This window comes from Oceanicoccus sp. KOV_DT_Chl, from assembly GCF_900120175.1.
Taxonomy (GTDB): domain Bacteria; phylum Pseudomonadota; class Gammaproteobacteria; order Pseudomonadales; family Dasaniaceae; genus Oceanicoccus.
On the sequence record NZ_FQLF01000002.1, the window covers coordinates 1,200,715 to 1,220,230 of the forward strand.

At 45.5% G+C, this 19,516-nt stretch carries 27 protein-coding genes; 3 read left to right on the top strand and 24 right to left on the bottom strand.

Features of this window, described 5'->3' with window-relative positions; all coding sequences use genetic code 11:
- Position 1: 1 nt before the first annotated feature.
- The 17 genes from UNITIG_RS09365 to UNITIG_RS09445 form a co-directional block, all read right to left on the bottom strand.
- Positions 2–457 (bottom strand): VOC family protein, encoded by a 456-nt coding sequence (locus UNITIG_RS09365; protein WP_235015332.1) that lies wholly within the window; start codon positions 455–457, stop codon positions 2–4.
- Positions 458–544: 87 nt separating this feature from the next.
- The gene (locus tag UNITIG_RS09370) at positions 545–958 is read right to left on the bottom strand and encodes a CBS domain-containing protein (protein ID WP_101758142.1); all 414 of its coding nucleotides are present in this window, start codon (positions 956–958) and stop codon (positions 545–547) included.
- Between the two features lie 155 nt (positions 959–1,113).
- Positions 1,114–1,827, bottom strand: a complete 714-nt coding sequence (locus UNITIG_RS09375; RefSeq protein ID WP_101758143.1) for a GGDEF domain-containing protein — start codon at positions 1,825–1,827, stop codon at positions 1,114–1,116.
- 114 nt (positions 1,828–1,941) lie between these two features.
- A complete protein-coding gene (locus UNITIG_RS09380; protein ID WP_101758144.1) occupies positions 1,942–2,214 on the bottom strand; it encodes a hypothetical protein in 273 nt (90 codons plus the stop codon).
- Positions 2,215–2,339: 125 nt separating this feature from the next.
- A complete protein-coding gene (locus tag UNITIG_RS09385) occupies positions 2,340–2,846 on the bottom strand; it encodes an MOSC domain-containing protein (protein ID WP_101758145.1) in 507 nt (168 codons plus the stop codon).
- Positions 2,847–2,912: 66 nt separating this feature from the next.
- Entirely contained in the window at positions 2,913–3,611 is a 699-nt protein-coding gene (locus UNITIG_RS09390; RefSeq protein ID WP_235015333.1) for an RluA family pseudouridine synthase, read from the bottom strand.
- Positions 3,612–3,657: 46 nt separating this feature from the next.
- Positions 3,658–4,056 (bottom strand): MAPEG family protein, encoded by a 399-nt coding sequence (locus tag UNITIG_RS09395; RefSeq protein WP_101758146.1) that lies wholly within the window; start codon positions 4,054–4,056, stop codon positions 3,658–3,660.
- 68 nt (positions 4,057–4,124) lie between these two features.
- On the bottom strand, positions 4,125–4,460 hold the full coding sequence (locus UNITIG_RS09400) for a YceK/YidQ family lipoprotein (protein WP_159931131.1): 336 nt from the start codon (positions 4,458–4,460) through the stop codon (positions 4,125–4,127).
- Positions 4,461–4,500: 40 nt separating this feature from the next.
- Positions 4,501–4,881, bottom strand: a complete 381-nt coding sequence (locus UNITIG_RS09405) for a DoxX family protein (RefSeq protein ID WP_101758148.1) — start codon at positions 4,879–4,881, stop codon at positions 4,501–4,503.
- A 65-nt stretch (positions 4,882–4,946) separates the two neighbouring features.
- Positions 4,947–5,249, bottom strand: coding sequence for an antibiotic biosynthesis monooxygenase (locus tag UNITIG_RS09410; protein ID WP_101758149.1), 303 nt, complete (start codon positions 5,247–5,249; stop codon positions 4,947–4,949).
- Between the two features lie 68 nt (positions 5,250–5,317).
- Positions 5,318–5,725 (bottom strand): GFA family protein, encoded by a 408-nt coding sequence (locus UNITIG_RS09415; protein ID WP_200821248.1) that lies wholly within the window; start codon positions 5,723–5,725, stop codon positions 5,318–5,320.
- 156 nt (positions 5,726–5,881) lie between these two features.
- Positions 5,882–6,271: a nuclear transport factor 2 family protein gene (locus tag UNITIG_RS09420; RefSeq protein WP_101758150.1), complete on the bottom strand. Its 390-nt coding sequence runs from the start codon at positions 6,269–6,271 to the stop codon at positions 5,882–5,884.
- Positions 6,272–6,651: 380 nt separating this feature from the next.
- On the bottom strand, positions 6,652–7,062 hold the full coding sequence (locus UNITIG_RS09425) for a BLUF domain-containing protein (protein ID WP_101758151.1): 411 nt from the start codon (positions 7,060–7,062) through the stop codon (positions 6,652–6,654).
- Between the two features lie 158 nt (positions 7,063–7,220).
- Positions 7,221–7,544, bottom strand: coding sequence for a hypothetical protein (locus UNITIG_RS09430; protein ID WP_101758152.1), 324 nt, complete (start codon positions 7,542–7,544; stop codon positions 7,221–7,223).
- A 127-nt stretch (positions 7,545–7,671) separates the two neighbouring features.
- Positions 7,672–8,112, bottom strand: a complete 441-nt coding sequence (locus UNITIG_RS09435) for a hypothetical protein (protein WP_101758153.1) — start codon at positions 8,110–8,112, stop codon at positions 7,672–7,674.
- A gap of 72 nt (positions 8,113–8,184) precedes the next feature.
- The gene (locus UNITIG_RS09440) at positions 8,185–8,448 is read right to left on the bottom strand and encodes a hypothetical protein (RefSeq protein ID WP_101758154.1); all 264 of its coding nucleotides are present in this window, start codon (positions 8,446–8,448) and stop codon (positions 8,185–8,187) included.
- 207 nt (positions 8,449–8,655) lie between these two features.
- Positions 8,656–10,167 (bottom strand): DUF1254 domain-containing protein, encoded by a 1,512-nt coding sequence (locus tag UNITIG_RS09445; RefSeq protein WP_101758155.1) that lies wholly within the window; start codon positions 10,165–10,167, stop codon positions 8,656–8,658.
- A gap of 385 nt (positions 10,168–10,552) precedes the next feature.
- Between UNITIG_RS09445 and UNITIG_RS09450 the strand changes: the two genes are divergently transcribed.
- Positions 10,553–11,524 (top strand): transposase, encoded by a 972-nt coding sequence (locus UNITIG_RS09450; RefSeq protein WP_101758156.1) that lies wholly within the window; start codon positions 10,553–10,555, stop codon positions 11,522–11,524.
- Between the two features lie 294 nt (positions 11,525–11,818).
- On the opposite strand, the gene UNITIG_RS09455 is transcribed toward UNITIG_RS09450, so the two are convergent.
- From UNITIG_RS09455 to UNITIG_RS09485, 7 genes are all read right to left on the bottom strand, one after another.
- Positions 11,819–12,379, bottom strand: a complete 561-nt coding sequence (locus tag UNITIG_RS09455) for a hypothetical protein (RefSeq protein WP_145999138.1) — start codon at positions 12,377–12,379, stop codon at positions 11,819–11,821.
- Positions 12,380–12,532: 153 nt separating this feature from the next.
- Complete coding sequence (locus UNITIG_RS09460; protein WP_101758158.1) at positions 12,533–12,856, bottom strand: low molecular weight protein tyrosine phosphatase family protein; 324 nt, start codon at positions 12,854–12,856, stop codon at positions 12,533–12,535.
- A gap of 130 nt (positions 12,857–12,986) precedes the next feature.
- Complete coding sequence (locus UNITIG_RS09465; protein ID WP_101758159.1) at positions 12,987–13,334, bottom strand: ferredoxin; 348 nt, start codon at positions 13,332–13,334, stop codon at positions 12,987–12,989.
- A 135-nt stretch (positions 13,335–13,469) separates the two neighbouring features.
- Entirely contained in the window at positions 13,470–13,640 is a 171-nt protein-coding gene (locus UNITIG_RS25295) for a YHYH domain-containing protein (RefSeq protein WP_369809157.1), read from the bottom strand.
- Positions 13,641–14,214: 574 nt separating this feature from the next.
- On the bottom strand, positions 14,215–15,321 hold the full coding sequence (locus UNITIG_RS09475; protein ID WP_101758161.1) for an ABC transporter permease: 1,107 nt from the start codon (positions 15,319–15,321) through the stop codon (positions 14,215–14,217).
- Positions 15,318–16,238: an ABC transporter ATP-binding protein gene (locus UNITIG_RS09480; protein WP_101758162.1), complete on the bottom strand. Its 921-nt coding sequence runs from the start codon at positions 16,236–16,238 to the stop codon at positions 15,318–15,320. Before UNITIG_RS09480 ends, UNITIG_RS09475 begins: the two co-directional genes overlap by 4 nt.
- The gene (locus UNITIG_RS09485; protein WP_101758163.1) at positions 16,235–17,194 is read right to left on the bottom strand and encodes an HlyD family secretion protein; all 960 of its coding nucleotides are present in this window, start codon (positions 17,192–17,194) and stop codon (positions 16,235–16,237) included. The genes UNITIG_RS09480 and UNITIG_RS09485 overlap by 4 nt, the downstream gene beginning before the upstream one ends.
- 439 nt (positions 17,195–17,633) lie before the next feature.
- On the opposite strand from UNITIG_RS09485, the gene UNITIG_RS09490 reads away from it, so the two are divergent.
- Complete coding sequence (locus UNITIG_RS09490) at positions 17,634–18,770, top strand: phosphatidylserine/phosphatidylglycerophosphate/cardiolipin synthase family protein (RefSeq protein WP_101758164.1); 1,137 nt, start codon at positions 17,634–17,636, stop codon at positions 18,768–18,770.
- A gap of 3 nt (positions 18,771–18,773) precedes the next feature.
- Complete coding sequence (locus tag UNITIG_RS09495; RefSeq protein ID WP_101758165.1) at positions 18,774–19,511, top strand: endonuclease/exonuclease/phosphatase family protein; 738 nt, start codon at positions 18,774–18,776, stop codon at positions 19,509–19,511.
- Positions 19,512–19,516 lie beyond the last annotated feature (5 nt).

A 19,516-nucleotide genomic window follows, 5' to 3' on the forward strand; every position in this document is an offset into this window, starting at 1 on the left:
TTTATTCAATCACCAAACTGCCATCGGCATTAAACTGCCAAAAATCCGCATAAGCCACCTCCCAAAAATACCCATCAGGATCGGAAAAATAGCCACTATACCCGCCCCAAAAAACATCCTGCGCCGGTTTTTCGATACGGCCACCATGCTGCTCTGCCAACTGCAAAATTTCATCAACCTGCGCTTTGGTCTTAGTGTTATGAGCCAGGGTGATACCGGAAAAACTGCCTCGCGTTAACGGTCGCTCTGAACCCAATTCTGTAGCCAGATTAACCAGTGGATATAACGCCAGACAGGTGCCAGCGGTTTGAAAAAACACGATCTCCTGATCGGCCTTGCGTGATGTTGGAAACCCTAAGCCGTGATGATAAAACTGATAGGAGCGCTCTAAATCGGCTACGCCTAACGTGATAATACTAATGCGAGGTTCCATGACCGGGTTAATCGTTTGCGCCATAACGCTGTCGCTCCATTTTCAATTACTTTTATTATCGCCATAAAAAACGGGAGCAAAGCTCCCAGTATTCAAGTGTACTTAATCAACCTAGGCATAAGTCGCACTGCGTGAAAACTCCTCTACCACACTGAGCATTTGCCGACAGGTAATTTGCCCAACCAGCCTGCCATTTTCTACCACTGGTCTACGGCGTTGTCCTTTAGCCAACATATCATTAGCAACATTAATCATATTATCGCTGGCGTGTACCACATCCACATCACGGGTCATATAGTCTGAGACCGGCCCGACACTGCTGCTGTTATAGGTCGCCGTCATAAAGCCCTTCAGACAGTCCAGCTCCGACAGCACACCCAACAGCTTTTTATCGGCATCAACGACACAAAGCCCTGATATTTTATGTCTTAAAATCAGCTGCACAGCTTCCGCCAATGGCGCGTGTGCTGAAATAGAAACCGGATTGGTCAACATGTGATCTTTGATTTCAATTGAGGTTTTCATCGAGACCTCCTTTTTAGTTTAGTTGTTATAATTTCATCATAACGGCATTAACCACACTCGGCTAATGCGCAGAAGCGATAAAAAACCACTTTTGAATTAATAATACGCTATATAGAATAATGCGTGCGTACTGATAATAGCTGCCGATCTAATCCTTAATCATCGACCTGATCGCCAAAAAAGCCGGACAACAACTCCCGCTCTTCCCGGCTCACAGCCGACTCTGCACTGCCCATATCCAAACCACCATGGCACACCCGATTGCGCCCCTGCTGCTTGGCCTGGTAAAGACAGCTATCGGCCCGATCCACAAACTGCTCTGGCGCCTCATCATGCATAAAGGTATAAATATCCACACCCAAACTGGCGGTTAGCTGTAATGTTTTTCCATCGATTAACACCGGTGTTGCTGCAACCTGCTCGCGAATCCGCTCAGCTACCTGCATCGCAGTAATTAAATCCGTCGCGGGCAGAATAATACTGAATTCTTCACCACCATAACGACAGGCGATATCAAGGCGGCGTGTACAGCTACGCAACACATCAGCCGTAGCAATTAATGCCTGATTGCCACCTTCATGACCCCAGTTATCGTTAACCTTTTTAAAGTAATCGAGGTCGACCATAATCAGCGCGGTAGTTTGCTGGGTACGACGAGTACGCTCCATCTCTTGCTCGAGAGTAAAGCGGAAATGACGGAAGTTATATAACCCGGTCAAAGTATCAGTCCGCACTTGCTCAGCCAAATGCGCAATTTCGCTATGCAGTGCTGTGACCTGATCAATTACCACACAGTGACTTTCACCCACGGGACAACGGGGACGCGACTCAGCAGCCAACTGTGTATCTAAAGGAACTTTATCTATCATGAAATCCTGCAACAAATCCAAAGTTCTAGTTAGTCAGAATCACTCTGTTTAACCACGTCATTAAAAAGAGCTTAACTAAAGTGCTAGTGTAAGGCATCCGGGCTAATGTTCGAACTAAAAACGGGTCTTGGCTGCACCATCATCGCTGGCTTGAGGTGCGCAGGCATTAGCCTGATAAGCAACGACTGTGACATCACTACAAGCAGAGCAATCATTGCTATAGGTTTTTTGTTGCTGATCATTCAAGGTCGCACACACAGGCACATAGTGCATAGGACACACCTGTGGCCGAGGCTCAGTGCAAGCCGTTAAATTCGCAGGCTCGGTGGCACAAGCGGCTACGCCCAACAATAATCCAACCGCTATATATACTCTTGCCAACATCATACGCTTACTACTCTTGTACTTTCGTTAATCGGATGGCACAGCAATCACCACCATGTTATCAGCCATGCAGCTACACACACGATACCTGGCTACATATGGAATAGCCCCCTATCGCTGGCGCTGCGCTAAGCATAGACAATTTCATCGCCTCTACGCAATTCACCGTTACTGACAATTTCAGCGCGCAAACCCGCTTTATGCACCATGCCGGCAACCACATCCGCACTGAGCACCGTCGCCAAATGCGCACAGGGCTCACACAACCGAACGCCCCTGAAATTCACCCCATTGATAGAAAAATGTTTGCCCACTAACCCGTTAAGATCTACACCCTGAGTAACTAGATTACGACGAAAATCTCCAGAGTTATAAGCGTGGTCATAGGCTTGATTAAATGCATCAATTTGTTCAGCCTCAATAAGCGTAATCTCTTTATCGGGTAAGCCTGCCAGTTGTTTTGAAAAAGTCCCGGTTTCCGCATAGTAACGATCGCCCGGAATCCCTCTTCCCGCCTCTACAGAAACGGCAGGCCGTGCTTGCATCGGGCCACCGCCGATAGCGGCAATGTATATTTCTTGCACAATACCCATAATGACTTCCTGCCAATAACCCTGATAATCATTAAAAAACATAGAAGAGACGCAACCAAAAAGTTACTGGTCCGTAGAATAACGGTGTTGGCCAACACAGGCAATGCGCTAGAAATCAGCCTCACTGTCAAAGCTGAGCGGCTGCTGACTGACCGGGTGCACAAACTCAATGTGATTGGAATGCAATAGCAAGCGAGGCGCTGCAGCTATCAGTGCCGCGGGCGCATAAAATTCATCGCCCAATATTACATGCCCCAATGCCTGCATATGCAAACGCAATTGATGAGAACGGCCAGTGACCGGTTTTAGTAACACCCGGGTTTGCTGCCGTTGAGTATCACGGGATAAAACCTGGTAATGCGTGATAGACGCTTTACCCGTAGCCTGACAAATTTTATAACAGCGTGGATTAGCTTCATCTTTGGCAATCGGTAAATCTATTTCACCTTCATTGTCAGTAATGATACCGCTCACCACTGCCGTGTAATGCTTGTGTACCGTTCGCGCCTGAAACTGTTTACTAATATGGGATAAAGCCGATTTGTTCAACGGCAATATCACTAAGCCGGAAGTATCATAATCCAGTCGATGTACAATCATCGCCGTAGCAAAAGATTGCTGCACTCGACTCACCAGACAATCGTGATTATCAGGGTGGCGGCCCGGCACAGATAATAATCTGTTCGGCTTATTCACAACCACCAAATCGTCATCGTGGTAAAGCAACTGATAGGCTTCGCTGGTCGCAGCCAATACCGTTAATTGAGTGACATCTATAGCCATAAGAATGCTGTCGCCATTATTCAAACCTACTCGTCAGCACACATAACGACTGCTGAGCGAGTACCCTCATCTATACATTTAGCGCCCGAAGCAATAGCGCAGCACATAAAGCAAAACCGGTAATGTATGTACCTAAGGCGCCAACAAATCGCATCGGGTTGGGCTTGGCCAAAGTTTTAGCAAAAAGAATTCCCATAGCCGCAAGATAGCGAAAAAATGTCACCAATATCATGCACCAAAGAACCCAGGTCGTTTCCGGGAACTGGCCTAAAATATAAATCAGTAACGCCAGGATGGGCACATACTCAGCGGTATTACCATGCGCTCTAACGGCCTTATACAAGGTATTTTCCGGGTCTTCGCTATAGCCGAATATCACATTGTCTTTTGATCGGTAACTCGATACGGTAAATGCTAGCCCAATATTTAATAGCGCTAACAAAGCAATACATAACAGGGGAATAGACATAAAATATCCTACTTTTTAGTGTTAGAAAATAGTTAAGTAGCCAGTGAATCTAGATAAAAACAACAGCATTATCTTCGAACCTGCGCACCAATCGGCATATTACCCTCCTCAACCTGAAGATAGATTGAGTACGGCAATACCACCGTATCGGTAACCGCTGAGAGCGCTGTATCAAAAAAATAAAAAGCCAAGTACCAATCTATGTAGTTTCTTTCCGGGTATGAATGTAGCTTACATAAATTATATGAAACACCTCCAGACACTCTCAACAGGGAGGTACAATACGTTTTCTGCTTTTTTAAATTTTCAGCAACATCCTGGTCTGAATTGGTGAGCACAGTCAAACTGCCGCAACCCGACAACAATATAACACTCACCGCAGTTAAAGCATGCTTCTTAGTCACACCAAACATTAACCTAAAATAATTATTTACCATCAACAGATTAAGCATGATGATTTTGCAACCGTTCCGGTGCAATAGCCCACCACACAAACCACAGCATTAAAAATTGCAGGGGCAATCGAATATATAAAAACAACACCGAAATATCCTGATATCGTTCCGGGTGTAGCGCCATATTAATATTGGCGGGGTAGACAGCAACAATTAGCGCCAGTAAACCATAAGCAGCAACAACACGCGTCTTCGGTATTAAAATACCCACGCCCCCCAATATTTCAAAAACGCCGCTAATTAACACCAGCTCTTTGTGATAACCCAGGTAGTCCGGCATTGATTGCACAAAGAAATCCACAAAAATAAAATGCCCAACGCCTCCCCCCAAAAAAAACAGCGCGATTATCAATAATGGAATTCTAGGCATACATCATTATCCTTATTTTAAATAAATCATTCTTGCTGCGTCGCTCAGCATTGCTATTTTTGACTTTATGAGGGATGACTAAACACCGACTCGTAATGCTCAACTTCAGGAAAGGGCTGGTAAAAATGATGCAGCAAGGAACGCCACTGCTGATAGTGTTCCGACCCCCTGAAGCCCTCGGTATGATCTGCCAGCGTTTGCCAGTTAACCAGTAGGATATACCTGTTTGGCGTTTCAATACATCGCTGTAACTGATGAGAACAATAACCAGGCATAGCCGTTATTATTTTTTGCGCCTCGTTAAAAGCGACTTCAAAATCACTTTTACATCCAGGCTTAATATCCAGTATTGCCACTTCTAAAATCATTTAGCAGCCTTTTTATGCGAATGCGTGTACCCATTGATGGTTGCGGGCAACATTAGCGCATATATCTGCTAAAGCAACCCATCAGGAAACCCACTAAACTGGGGAATTCCAGCATAAGGCTCGCACCAACTGGCTTTTGACTCCGTATTAGCATGCGCCACGGGGCTAAGGTTTAATGGCGTATCTACCGTTGCCAGCGTGACACTAAAATACATATTTTTGTCTGACGCATAATTCATCAGCCTTGAACCACATTCAGAGCAAAAAGCCCGAAAGCCGCCCAAGTCGTTTTGGTGTTCTTTTAACAAACCTTTTTCATCAATCAACTGTAACGTAGACCCCTTCGCCATAGCCACTGTTGCATAATCGGCACCGTGAGCCTTACGGCAAAACTTGCAATGACAGTTAAATATCTTATCCGGCATTATTTCGACTGCGTAGCGAATATTGCCACACAAGCAACTTCCCTCAACCATGTGTTAAACCTCTTATAAATAACGACAACTGCCCACTAACGGCAGTATTAAACTCTCGCAATGACGCACCACAACTGCACCGCTGATCTTTTATTGAGACCTGTTCCCCCCAAACAGCAGATCAGCCTCTACTCACAGCGCTATACCTCCGGGCCATTACTGCTGCGCTTGCAACATGGCAGCCATCTTCTGATGGATAAGGTTAATTGCTTTAAGCGGACGAATAAGCACCTTGAACTCGACCACCCTACCCGCATCGTCCCACTTGAGCATATCGACACCATTAACCATGATGCCATCAATCTCAACCTGAAATTCAAGCACGGCATCACTTGGGCCACTAATTTCTCTAACGTAGCTGAACGTCTCGTTAAAAAAAACATGAAATGCTGCGCTAAGGTAGAGTGTGGTGATCGCTTTTCCGACCTGTGGCGTGTGCACAACAGGCGAATGAAAAACAACGTTGTCGGCTAGCAGCCCGTCAAGCCCCTCGGGGTTTCGAGACTCAACAAGTTGGTGCCAGGTAGTCAGCGTATTAATAGCCATGTGAATCCATTTATCGGTAAGTGAATGAAACTATCTAACAAAGCGGCAGTGTAATGCCTCAAAAAATTTACCCAGCCTGCTACTCGTTAACGACCCGCTTTATAAATCCGGATGATCCAATTGTGGGTCACTTAAAAATACCCGCAATGGCATTTGAAAACATTTACTAACTGCCTCAAATGTTACATTCCCCTAATGTGATACCCACAGGCTCCATTGCATTATCAGCCTAAATACGTCTATTGATACCAATAGATAACTATCCGTGAACCCAAACACCATTAGTCATTTGGCAATCCAAGCACCTAAAGCCATATGCATTGTCAAACCTAACTCCACCAGCCTCACCTTAGGTATAAAACACAGTGCTATCTTACACATCATCCTCTAAAACTGAGAAGCAACTTCTTTGCGCGACTAATCACAGAGCTACGCTCATTAGGAAAAGAGCCAAAAGAGAGGAAATCTGAAAAACCTTCAACATAAATATCGGTTATATTTTTGTAAGACATGGACCATTCGGTAAACGTTCGCTCAGATATTTCATCACGAACCATTTCTATAATGCCAGTATGGCGCTCATCAGACTTAATATTTTCAAACAACTGCGACACATCTGCCTCAGCACCCTCTATGAGCTGCATTATATTTCCATCGTTGTAAAGAAGCATTCCGGTGATGTTATGCTTTTTATTTCTCGTTCGAATTGATTCCAATAGCCTGATCAATTCATACTCACCAAAAATCTCTTTACTAGCACTAACGTAAATAATATGAATAAGTTTTTCCATGTTCTCAGCGTTATCCACAATTGCTTAAAACAGACGCCACTTTATCTACGCCGTGCGCTGTTCATAGTCTTTCGGTGAGTCGTATATTTGGGGTCAGAGTAAAAATAAGCTTTAGCCTTGTAAGAACTTTTACTCCGACCCCAAATATCTTGGTAAATTTACTCACCCCAAAATTTCCACCACTTCTTGCTATTGGCTTCTCTGGACTCTTTGCCTTTATCGGAGCCTTTATCGAGTTCTTTTTGTTCCTGCTCCGATTTCTTAATTGTTTGTTTCTCCACTCCGCTTAATTCGCTAGACTTCTCTTTCTTCTCTTCCTTTAGATCGCCACCTTCAAGTTCTTCTTTAATTTCCATTGCTGACCTGTGAGCATCTTTCTGCTCTGCGGTAGGTTTACCTTTCCCTGCCCATTCCGGCTTATCCGCGATAGCTGGAGTTACGAATGCGCTTATAAGAATTATTGCTATAATATTTTTTTTCATGTAGAAATTCTCCAGTTTGATTAAAATTTAACGTTAAGAGCAGCCGCAGCCGGCTGCACACTCAACAACTAACTGCACCACTTGTTAAACGTAACACTCGTAAATACTTTTAAATACAAGTTGTATTCTAAAAATAATATCTAACACCCAACCCATATTGATCTTCATCCCCAGTAGAAAATAAATCCGCAAATACTGAAAACAATGGTGAGAATTTATAATTTAATTCGCCTGTAAGGCTTGTTGATGATTCATTAATATCTACATAGTCTAAGCGCACATCTAGATTTATTTTATTCGTTAACTTAAAGCTTGATATAAAGCTCAACATGACCTCATTAGCCCCATAATTATCTTTACCAAAGTTAAAATTGTTATTATCTTCAGGTAAAACATTTCCTATATTGTCAGCCCAATAACTACTAAGTTGAGTGTCTTGCTCCAAATCTAAATCGACATACCCAACAGCAAATGCCATTTTATAGGAATCATTAATACTGAATATATAGCCAATTGAAATTTGAATTTGAGTGAACTCAATATCATAGTCAAAAACCGTATAATTCAAAGATCCTCCTGCGGGCACATTCGAAGGAGGGTAAAATTGAGCGCCTGTAGTATATGAGTAATCTGTATCGCCTTACATTTTTAAATATTGTGCATCGACAATCCATTGATCATTTATAGTTGTTCCAGCTCTGAACCTAATCCCATCCATATCCAGATCAGCACTTACTCCCATCATTGATTCAACAGGAAATTCATCAACACTTCTGTTAACAGATGTAACGTCGAAAAAATTATATTCAGACAAACTAGTTGCAGCTGCACTATTAATAATAAAGCCAAAAACAAACAGAAGATTGGTCGATACGCTTATAAATGGCGTAATATTATTTATCATGGAATTTCCTTCTAATAGAGTTATATAAGAGAATAGTAAAGAGTTGAAATTTAGCTTTCTTGTCAACAATACGGCGGTGGATTCTAACTTAAAGACACAAAAAAATAGTTAGAATTCTTGATCTACTGAATAACGCTTCACATCAGAGGACAACAAACCGCATAGCGGTTTGTTGTCTGACTGCATGTGTTTGTTAGCTGATCCAGCTCACTCAGTCCTCTCGATTTCACCAGGGCGCCAGGTTTTGTTGATCCAGGGCTCCAGAGGGCCATACATGCGCAAGATGGTGAACCAACTCTTGCCCGGTACGGTCTGCAGCCAGTTCGCCTCTTTTCCTTTTGGTGCTTTCGGCCCAAAATAGACATCGTAGGAGCCGTCGGCATTTTTCTGGAAGCCATCGCTTTGGCTACCGACCGTCGGAAACATCTGGCTGGTCTGCAGCAGCGAACGCGTCTGCGTGTCATACAGCGTCACTGCCCAGAAGTCATTGACAGGAACATTCGGCGGCAGGTGAAGTTTGTAGGTCTTTGAGCCGTCGAATGCTTTCTTGTTCGCATCCAGGTATGCCAAGGCATAGTCGGAACCGGCTCCGACATGCGTTGTCGCCATGGCCGGCGTTACGCCAGTCGCATTGAAATAGAACAATACCCGCGCATCCAGGCCCATTGCGCCTTCCTCCTCGAACGACGTGTTCTTGTTTGCATACGCCATCGTCCAGGAACTGTCGGTATCGGGATAAATAAACACGCCGTCTATGCGCGGCTGGTAAGTGATAGCGCGCGCGGTGGCACTGCCAATCATCGCGGCTTCGTTCAGCAGCTTGGTCATGCGTGCGTCGGGCTTAAACGGCTTGCCTTTGACAATGCCTATAGCCGCCAGCTGACCGCGCATCTCTGCTCCGATGGCATCGATCGGCTCCACTTGTACGAGCTTGTTGAGATCCTCGTAAAAGCTAATGTCATTACTCACGATCGTGCTGTAGCTCATGCCGGAAAAGTTTACGAACTCAGTCGCGGGGGGATTATCCGCTTTTGTAAGCGAGTAAATCTTGAGCTTTGATTTGATGTTCTGCACGGCAGGCGCTAGCCCGTCCTTGATCGAGCCACGCAAGAACATCAGGTTATTGTAGGTGCGTGGTTTCACGATGAAGTAGCCTGCCGGTTCCGGCCCAGCGTAGTCCGGGGGCAATATCAGATACTTGCCACCTTTGCCGCGGTCAGGGCCGATCGCACCGAGATTGCTGACGAACCTGAACCAAGCATCGTCGAGGAACCCAAGCATGCCCGGAGGTAGTTCGACGACCAGTGGCCCGTCGGTCTTCAGGTCGAGATAATTGACGGCATACAGAGTAGACGTGTTGCCAGTCAGGTACAGGGATTCAGGCTTGAGTAGCTGTTCGGAGATAGGCACCACGTTTGAACGATTCGCGCCAATACTCGCATTGCCAGCCCGCATTGCATTCAACGATCCGGCACCCTGGTTGTTCAGGTAAACTTCTACAGCTCGCATCCGGTCGAGGTTGTCATAAAGCGTGTCGATCGTGGCATCGCTCGGCACACCATCGAAGAATTCCAGTTTGCCGATAGGTGTCTTAACGCTGTCGGGTATCGATATTGATTTCAGCGTTTCCGGCGATATTTCAGCCTGAACCGTCGACAAGGCTGATAAAGCCAGCACAGCAGATGTAAAAAACAATGTAAGTGGACTGAACTTCTTCATAGTTGTATTTCCCTTAGTTACCCAAAACTATTAAAACAATCGATGAAATATTGTAGATTCATTCAGCTACCGCTGCATCACTTTGTTATGCCTTATTCCTCTGGTAAAAATTGTGGATTCCACACTACTTCCCACAAATGATTATCAGGATCTTTGAATCAAGAATCACGCACGAGAATCACGAGCGAGACAGAATCACGAGGACAGGCACTCAACATTGACAAAACAATAACACCGCTTTAACGTCAGCGCACATACTTCGTAAAAGGAATTACCAGGAATCACGAGGACAGGCACTCGAGAATCACGAGGACAGGCACTCAACATTGACAAAACAATAACACCGCTTTATCGTCACTGCACATACTTCGTAAAAGGAATTACGATGACACTTCCCAGAAAATCACTCATCTGTGTCGATGACACTCCCTTCTATCATATTACTTCACGCTGTGTGCGCCGCTCGTTTCTGTGCGGGGTTGATCATGCCACAGGAGCGGATTACTCCCACCGCAGGCTCTTTATCGAACAGCGGATTCATTTACTCAGTTCGATATTTGCCATTGATATTGCTGCTTATGCGGTGATGTCCAATCACTTGCATCTGGTCGTTAAGCTTTCTCCTGAAGGGGTGGATGATTGGACCCATCAGGAAGTCGTGGAACGCTGGACCAGTCTATTTAAAGGACCTTTGCTGATTCAACAATACAGCAAGGGGGTATGGCTTGATGACGCGGAACGACAGACAGTGAACGAGATTATTCACACCTATCGCCAGCGGTTAGGGGATATTAGCTGGTTTATGAAATGCCTTAACGAGCCCATCGCCCGCATGGCCAATAAAGAGGATGGTTGCCGAGGCCACTTCTGGGAAGCCCGTTACCACTCGCAAGCTTTGTTAACGCAAGAAGCACTGCTGAGTTGTATGACCTATGTGGATCTCAACCCAATACGCGCAGCAATGGCGCCCACCCCAGAGGAATCAGAGCATACCAGTATTAAAGAGCGAATCAGCCCATCGCTAAACCTCGCAGAATCCATTAGCGAGCTGCTCGCCTCACAGCAGCTCAATACCTTTAATGTTCCCCTCAAACCGCTGCTGCCATTTGAGGGCAATATCACCCTCAATACACAACAGGGCTTACTCTTCAGCCTGGATGATTACCTGACCTTAGTTGATTTTACCGGCAGAGCCATCTGCGATGACAAGCGCGGGGCTATTGCCCTGCACTTGCCACCGATACTCGAACGGTTAGGCATAGAGCGGAAAACCTGGCTGATCAATGCCACGGCCTTTGAGAAAATCTATCACAAACGTTTTGCTAAAAAACGGCAGCGCGTTAAAAAAACCGCCTAATCTCCCAACCAGGTCACTAGTGATATTGATGAGCGTTATGGCTCAGGGATAACGGCTGCTGAAAAACAGGGATTTGTGGTTGGGGCTGTGTTTGTACTGGAATTTCTGACCAGGTTAACAACTTGGTGTAGAAATCCGGTATTTTTTTTAGATAAGAATGGAGGTCAGTTTTTTAATTATTGGTCAGTGCCTGTCCAGTATTATTGGCTGAAAAACAGGGTTTTTTGGTTGGGGCTGTGTTTGTACTGTGATCTCTGACCGGGTTAGCTACTCGGTGTAGAAATTCGGTGTTTTTTACAGATGAGGATTGAGGTCAGTTTTTTTATTATTGGTCAGTGCCTGTCCAGTATTATTTACCTTTAATATTCTGGTAGAGCAGCTAGGATGCCTTGCTACTTCCCTGATCATTTCGTAATTCTCTAATTGCTTATACTTACCGTTACAATTCTCATCCCATAGAAATTCAATAAATTCGGTAGGAGTATTTTCATTTACTAATAATGGGTGCTCCCAGTCAAAAAAACGCGCTCGGCTCAACTTAGTTGAAACCTTATCCCTTTTTACTATGGCTAAGAGAAATTTAAGCAAGCCTTCCTCTTCCGTCTTCTCCAGCTCTCTTTCCAACATTAAGATTGCATCTGCCGCTCTCAAGGGATTTTCAATTTCATCAGCAAGCAAATCGTAGTCCGTGTCCTGATCTGTACTTGTCATTACATTTTGAATGATCGCGATATCATGATGCGAAAGTTTTCTGCAAGCTTGGATAAAACGTCGACGCTCACCGTGCTCACCAAAATATTCATCTAGCGCGTCATCGAGGCTGCCAAACAGCTCTTCAATTTCTGCTGCGTTCATACCTCTGAATAAATCCAATATCGACATACTAACCCTCTGAAATCTATATCTTAGGAACAAACGCTGGTAGCGTTATAACGCCTTTAGCAACGGAAAATTACGGAGCCGAAGGCGCAGTAAGTTTTCCGATTGCCTAAACTTGTTCTGTGTTGGTTAGTGTACAAGACCTGGAACCTTCGCTTTAAGTATTTTGATTAGTTCTTTATCCATGTACTCATAGTTATCTGGGATATCCAGTGATATGACGGATTGGTTATTTATTGCCGAGCCAAATTTACCGGATAGTTTCTTTTTATGTGCTTTCTCCATGACAAAGATATAGTCTGCCCACTCAATATCTTCGAGACTTACATGCACCTCGGCGTCATTGCTGATGCCTGCGGAATAAACCTCCCACCCCTCAATATCGCCGAATATTGCTTCAGCCGTCGGGCTCCTAAGTTTATTCTTGCTACAGAGGAATAATACCTTCGTCATTCATACTCCGTGGACACAGAACGCCTTTGTCATTTGCGTTTTGGTTGTAGTGGAGTTTTGGGGTAAAGTGGCGCAGCCACCCCAAAACAGAGCGTAGACCAAAACGTCAAATGGACAAAATTGTTATATTTCATTTGGCACTCAGTTTAAACATACGCTTAAGGCGCATTAGCCAAACATCAACAATTTTGGCATTTGGCACGGTGTCGAGACCTTCATATTGGCGATCTAAGATTCTGCGAATAATACTTCGGTCGTTACCCACATATACTACTGCCTCACAACAACTAACATTAATAGCTTCGATTGCTTGGCCTACCTCAGCTTCTGTTCTTGGTTGTCTCTTAAAATAACAACTAAGATCATCCGATTCCATTAACTCCGGAGCTTCCATTTCAGGTAAGCAGCAAAGCATACAATTTCCATCTTCGACGATGAAATCACCGGAACAGTTTTTTTCGTAGGCCTCAATCTTCATAAAATATAACGCCGCTATAAAAGGCGCGCTTTAGCGCGTCCAGTGGAGGCCGTATTTTTGGCCGGAACGATTTTTGATAGCCTTGTTAACACTGGGCCTGGCACATTGCTGCCTTAGACCCAGATATAAAACTACTTAATGGCAGTGGTAAGGCTTTGATCCTGCATGACAGCCATCTTTATCTGTACCCCCAGAATGGGCCTGTACAAATGATACTGCTAATAATGATGCAAAAAATAACGCGATAACCTTTTTCATAGTCTCTTTCCTTGTGATTGAGTTTATTATTTGGTTATCCGTTTCCATAAGCACCCAATTCCTGTGAGTGTTTCGTGCCCGTTAACTAGAAAATTCGATACTATATATGATAGCTTCAATAATTAAGCCTTTACGATTTTGAATATATTACTACTGTTAGTTACGCGCCATATTCATAAGAGTGTTAACGCTTATTATATCGACCAGTCGGTATAAGTATTTTTACACAGACCGGTCGGTATAAGTTGTAAAAACAGAGGTAATTGCTGACCAGTCGGTATATGTCTTTCCATTAGCACAGCCATGCCCTCCCTAAGCCTTTGATTTTTATTGTGAAAGCATAATACCCGCAATTGCAATTAATTCAACCGACGCGTCCTAATTAAATGGGCTATATGCACTTATACGAGACGAGTCGGTATAAGATGCCAAAAATCTCCCAACACCTAATTTTAAGCTTCTGATTTGAAAGGTAAAAACAAACTGAGCACTTATAATCCGACTTATAGAGAAAGGGTCTGCTTTTTCTGATTTTTACTTATACCGTATAAACAATCACACTTGCGCTTGTTGGTATCATCAACTGCTTAGGTTTCAACCTTAGTTATTTGGTTTATCGCGATTAATCTAATGTCTTATTAAATCGATAGGACGCTACCATTAGCCCCACCACAGTAAACCCACCCAGCCACAGGCTATCGAACACCAAGGCTTGAATTTCTGCGCCGCGTAATACAATGCCGCGGATCATGCGCATAAAATGTGTTGCCGGCAATGCCTCTGAAATGTATTGAGCTATGATTGGCATGGCCTCATAGGGGAACATAAAACCGCTCAGCAATATCGATGGCAATAATATAAATACAGTCATTTGCATGGCCTGTAGCTGGGTAGTGGCAATCGTTGAAATAATTAAGCCAAGGGTAAGGCTGGCAGAGATAAACAACAAAGTCGCCAGGAAAATATCAATCAAGCCACCATTGATTGGCACGTCAAAAATCACCCGTCCCAAGCCTAGTATTATCGCAACCTGAATCAGGCCGACAAAAATATACGGAAATATTTTTCCTACCATTAATTCAATGGGGCGAATAGGTGTGGTTATGAGTAATTCCATATTACCGCGTTCTTTTTCCCGGACGATGGCAACAGCGGTAAATAAAATCATGGTCATGGTTAAGATAATGGCGGTTATTCCTGGCACTATATTGACTGCTGACCGTCTTTCCGGATTAAAAAATAAGGCCACATCAAACGTAGCTACCCGCTGCGCATACGGTAAACCCGGATCGATAAGTACTGCATTCAATGGCATTTGTTGCAATTGCAACAGGGCAGCACTGATCATGGTGTCTGATCCATCCACTAACCACTGCCCCACTGTTTCACCGCGACTGATACGCTGCGTTAGATTAACCGGCAGCACTAACGCCGCTCGAATTTCACCCGCGACAATCGCCATCTCCGCCTCTTTTGGCGTAGCATAGGTAGCGGCTACGTTAACTACTTGGGTCGCCTTTACCGCCTCGGTAATCACCCGCGCCACCGTGCTCTGGCTCATGTCGACTACGCCAACAGGAATTTCCCGCACATCTGTATTAATGGCATAACCGAACAGCAGTAACTCGACCAGCGGAATCATTATAATCATGCCAAAACTGATTCGATCACGTCGCAGCTGTTTGAATTCTTTGCTGACAATGGACTGGATTCGGCGCAACGAGATCACAGTTTTTCCCCGCCGGTTACGGTCACAAACACATCTTCGAGACTGGGCCTGACCGGATGACAATGCGCATCTTTGCCCAGCACTTGCTGTAGTAACGACATGGGGTCGGGTTCTTTTTTATCGACCAACACCCGCAAGCGCAAGCCTTGCTGCGCCGCTGAAAGCACATCAGGTAGTGCTAGCACACGCGTTTTAATAGCCCGTAGATTGTTGGCATCCACTTCTATGACATGCGCGGGCAGATCATCCATTAATTGCGCTGGTGAACCTTCCGTGCGCATTTGTCCGCGATCAAGAATGGCCAACTGATGGCAACGCTCTGCTTCATCCATGTAATGGGTTGATACTAAAATAGTGACGCCCTGATCACAGAGATCAAATAATTTTTCCCAAAAATCACGACGATTTTCCGGGTCAACCGCAGACGTAGGTTCATCTAAAAATAATAATGATGGCTTATGTAGTGTCGCTGCAGCCAATGCCAGTCGCTGGCGTTGGCCACCGCTCATGCTACCCACCCGTTGCTGCCTCATGGGATGCAATGAATATTGGCCTAATAACTCTTGGATACGGGATTTTAATGGCCGCGATTCAAGCCCAAAAATTTCCCCCATAAATTGCAGGTTTTCCGCCACGGTTAAATCATCGTAGAGCGAAAACTTTTGAGTCATATAACCAATCTGTCGCTTCAATATTTCAGATTGCTCGGGAACATTTAATCCCAACACTGTGGCGCTACCTTCACTGGGCGTTAATAACCCACAGAGCATACGAATGGTTGTCGATTTACCGCAACCGTTAGGCCCCAAAAAGCCATAGATTGACGCTTTGGGCACTGTCAGGTTGAGATGATCTACCGCCGTTAAGTCTCCAAAGCGCAAGGTCAAATCCTGCGTGACAATGGCTGCCTCACTCACTCCTGTGCTGCCTCAGGAAGTAATACTTGTGCGGGAGTCCCACTGGGCAGGTCATTACCATCCACAATATCGACCTCGGCCAAATACACCAATCGCGATCGTTCTTCGGCATTCAAGGCGTAATACGGTGTGAAGGCCGGGTCTCTGGCAATCCAGCGCAAGCTACCGCTAAAGGTTTGATCAATGCCGTCAACGCGCACGGATAAGGTGTCGCCAATATGCAATCGCGCCCGATAGGGTTCCGGTACATACACGCGGGCATAAGGTGCTTGATTCGCTAACAGCGCCGCTACGGTAGAACCTGCTGGTACCCGCTCACCAATATGCCAGGGCAAGCTATCCAGATAACCATCACGAGTCGCTTCAATGCTTAATTCATCCAGTGTCAGAATCTCCTGTTCGAGTTTGGCAAGTGCCGCGTGATAGCTTGCTTCGGCCTGGTCCAATTCTTCCTGACGGGTACCATTGGTCAATACCAATAATTGTTCATTCGCATTTTCCAGGCCCGCACTGGCTGAATCCCGCTCCGCTGTGGCGCGATCAAGCTCAACCTGTGACGCCAGCTTTTGTTCCACCAGAGTCACTGCTCGCCGATAATTTTTTTCAGTTTGTGACAAGGTTGCCCGTGCGCCATCCAGCCGTGCTTTGGCCGCGGCTATATCTTCCGGTCGGGCGCCGTTACGTCGCTCTTCCAATACGGCAGCCGCATGCGCGACTTCGGCCTTGGCCTGCGATACCTTTGCTTGCTGCCGACGATCATCCAACTGCACTAACAAGGTGCCGGCGCTGACATTGCTACCCTCCGCTACCGGTGCCGCTACGATAATTTCAGCCGCCGTGGTCTTAAGCAAAATACGATCCCGCTCCAGCGTACCCAGAGCCTGTGGTGGCGACAAGTCACTACAAGCGCTTAGTACCAAACAAGCCATTAGAGATAAAACATAAAGCGTTTTCATAACCATGCTACCCAGCGATAATAATAGTGAGCTAACCCTATGAACAATGTCATTATAGTCTTGACCTCTAATTCCATGAGCAGAAATGTAAACGGCTATGCGACTTCACCGACAGACCCAGGCAAACATTCTCGCCAACATAATTACCACCTTTAGTCTAAGCGCTCAGCACAACAATGTCACCGCGACCCAACAGTCGCAAATAAATTGGCCTTATGCTAATTTATTCTCGGCTTACGCTGCTAACATAGATTAAATAACAACGGGGCCAAAGTTCTAACAGGGTTAATCGCCCGCGCCAACGCAGCACCCTAAAACTGATTTTAATCATGGAGCATCGGTACTGCCCCGCAATTGCTTGCAGGCTTTAGCGAGATGACCGATGATACAGCACCAGCCATAGCTTTTCTGAACGCTCTATTGTTAATAGAATAGCCCCATGACAACAACGCCAGCAGCATCGAAGCAGTCTAGTAATAGTTGGCAAACCGAGACTATTTTTGACTCTGCCCGCGAGCACTTCGACAGTATGCTGGCGGGAATTAACCAAGCCAGCCAATCCATTGAACTGGCGATCTATATTTTTGAACTGGATGTTATTGGTAAACGTTTTGTCGATCACTTACAACGCGCCGCTCAGCGCGGTGTCACCGTACGTGTCCTGGTAGATGGTATCGGCTCCTCCCGTTCAGCCGATACGCTGGGAGAATTATTAACCGGCGCTGGCGCTGAATTTCGTATTTACCACCCTCTCCCCTGGTACTGGGATAGTTATCGCTGGTCACTGCGTCACGGCAGCTGGATCAGTAAGTTCTGGCATTTTATTAACGTCGTCAATCGCCGCGACCATCGAAAATTTATGGTGATTGATAACCATACAGCCTGGTGTGGCAACTTTAATCTCAGCGATGACCATCTTGGCGCGCGATTACCTTGGCGCGATTACGGCGTTTGCGTATCCGGGCGGCCAATCACACAATTGCAGATTAATTTTGATCGGGTATGGCAAGGTGAAGAGGCTATCCGCGGCTTGACTGACTTTAAATACAGCTGCAGCAATCTATCTTTTCGCCTGCGCTGGCTACGCAATCGCAATTTAATCGCTAGAATCCGCAACGCGCAGCAACGCATATGGATTTGCAGCGCCTACTTCTCACCATCAGGCGCTATTCTTAGAGCTATAAAAGCAGCACGTAATAAAAATATTGATGTCCGATTAATTGTGGCCGGGCGATCCGATGTGGCGTTATTCCCATTACTTACCTCTAGTTACTACGCCGATCTATTAAAGCTGGGAGTAAAAATTTATCAATATGAGCATGGCGTATTACACGCCAAAGTGATACTCGTGGACCAACACTGTGTCATCGGCAGCACCAATCTCAATCACCGCAGTTTTTATCATGATTTGGAATTGGATGTGGTACTTGATCAAACGGCATCAATTACCCGCATGGAAAACTTATTGCTATCAGACATGGACAATGCGCGGCTTATTAACAGCCGCGATGTTTCCATACTAAGCCGTTCTTTCTGGCTTGGCTGGGTGCCACGCATACTACGTTATTGGATGTAAATAATGGATGCTTCCACTACCAGGTTGCGCGTGTGCACTTACAATATCCACAAAGGATTTTGTTCAATGAACCTGCGCTTTATTCTTGATGATTTGCGCCAGGCGATGAGAGCGCTAAATGCTGACTTACTGTTCCTGCAGGAAGTCATTGGTGAGCGCCTCGACGCACAACCTGTTGTTGAGGGGGTAGCCACGTCGCAGTTTGAATTTCTTGCCGACGAGGTGTGGCCACACCACGCCTATGGAAAAAATGCGATATACCAGCGCGGTCATCATGGCAATGCCATATTAAGCAAATGGCCGCTACTGGAATCAGAAAACCACGATATTAGTCGCTGGTGGTTTTCACAGCGCGGCATTCTAAGCTGTCAATTAGAAAATGGCGTCTACGCCATTTGCATCCACCTGGGCTTGCTACAAAGCGAACGCCGTAAGCAACTGCAACAATTACACAATTTAATCACCGAAAAAATTCCCGCGAACTCACCACTGCTTATTGCCGGTGATTTCAACGACTGGAATCTCAGCTTGCATCGCAAGCTACAACAATTTGGCTTACGGGAAGCATTGAGTGAAACACAGGGCAAACCGGGCAAAACATATCCCGCGCGCATGCCGCTGTTTCGAATGGATCGTATTTATTTTCGCAACCTGCAATTACTGGATGCAAAAGTACTTAGCGGCGTACGCTGGCAACGGCTATCGGACCACAGCGCAGTTGTTGCCAGCTTTAGAGTATGACAGTA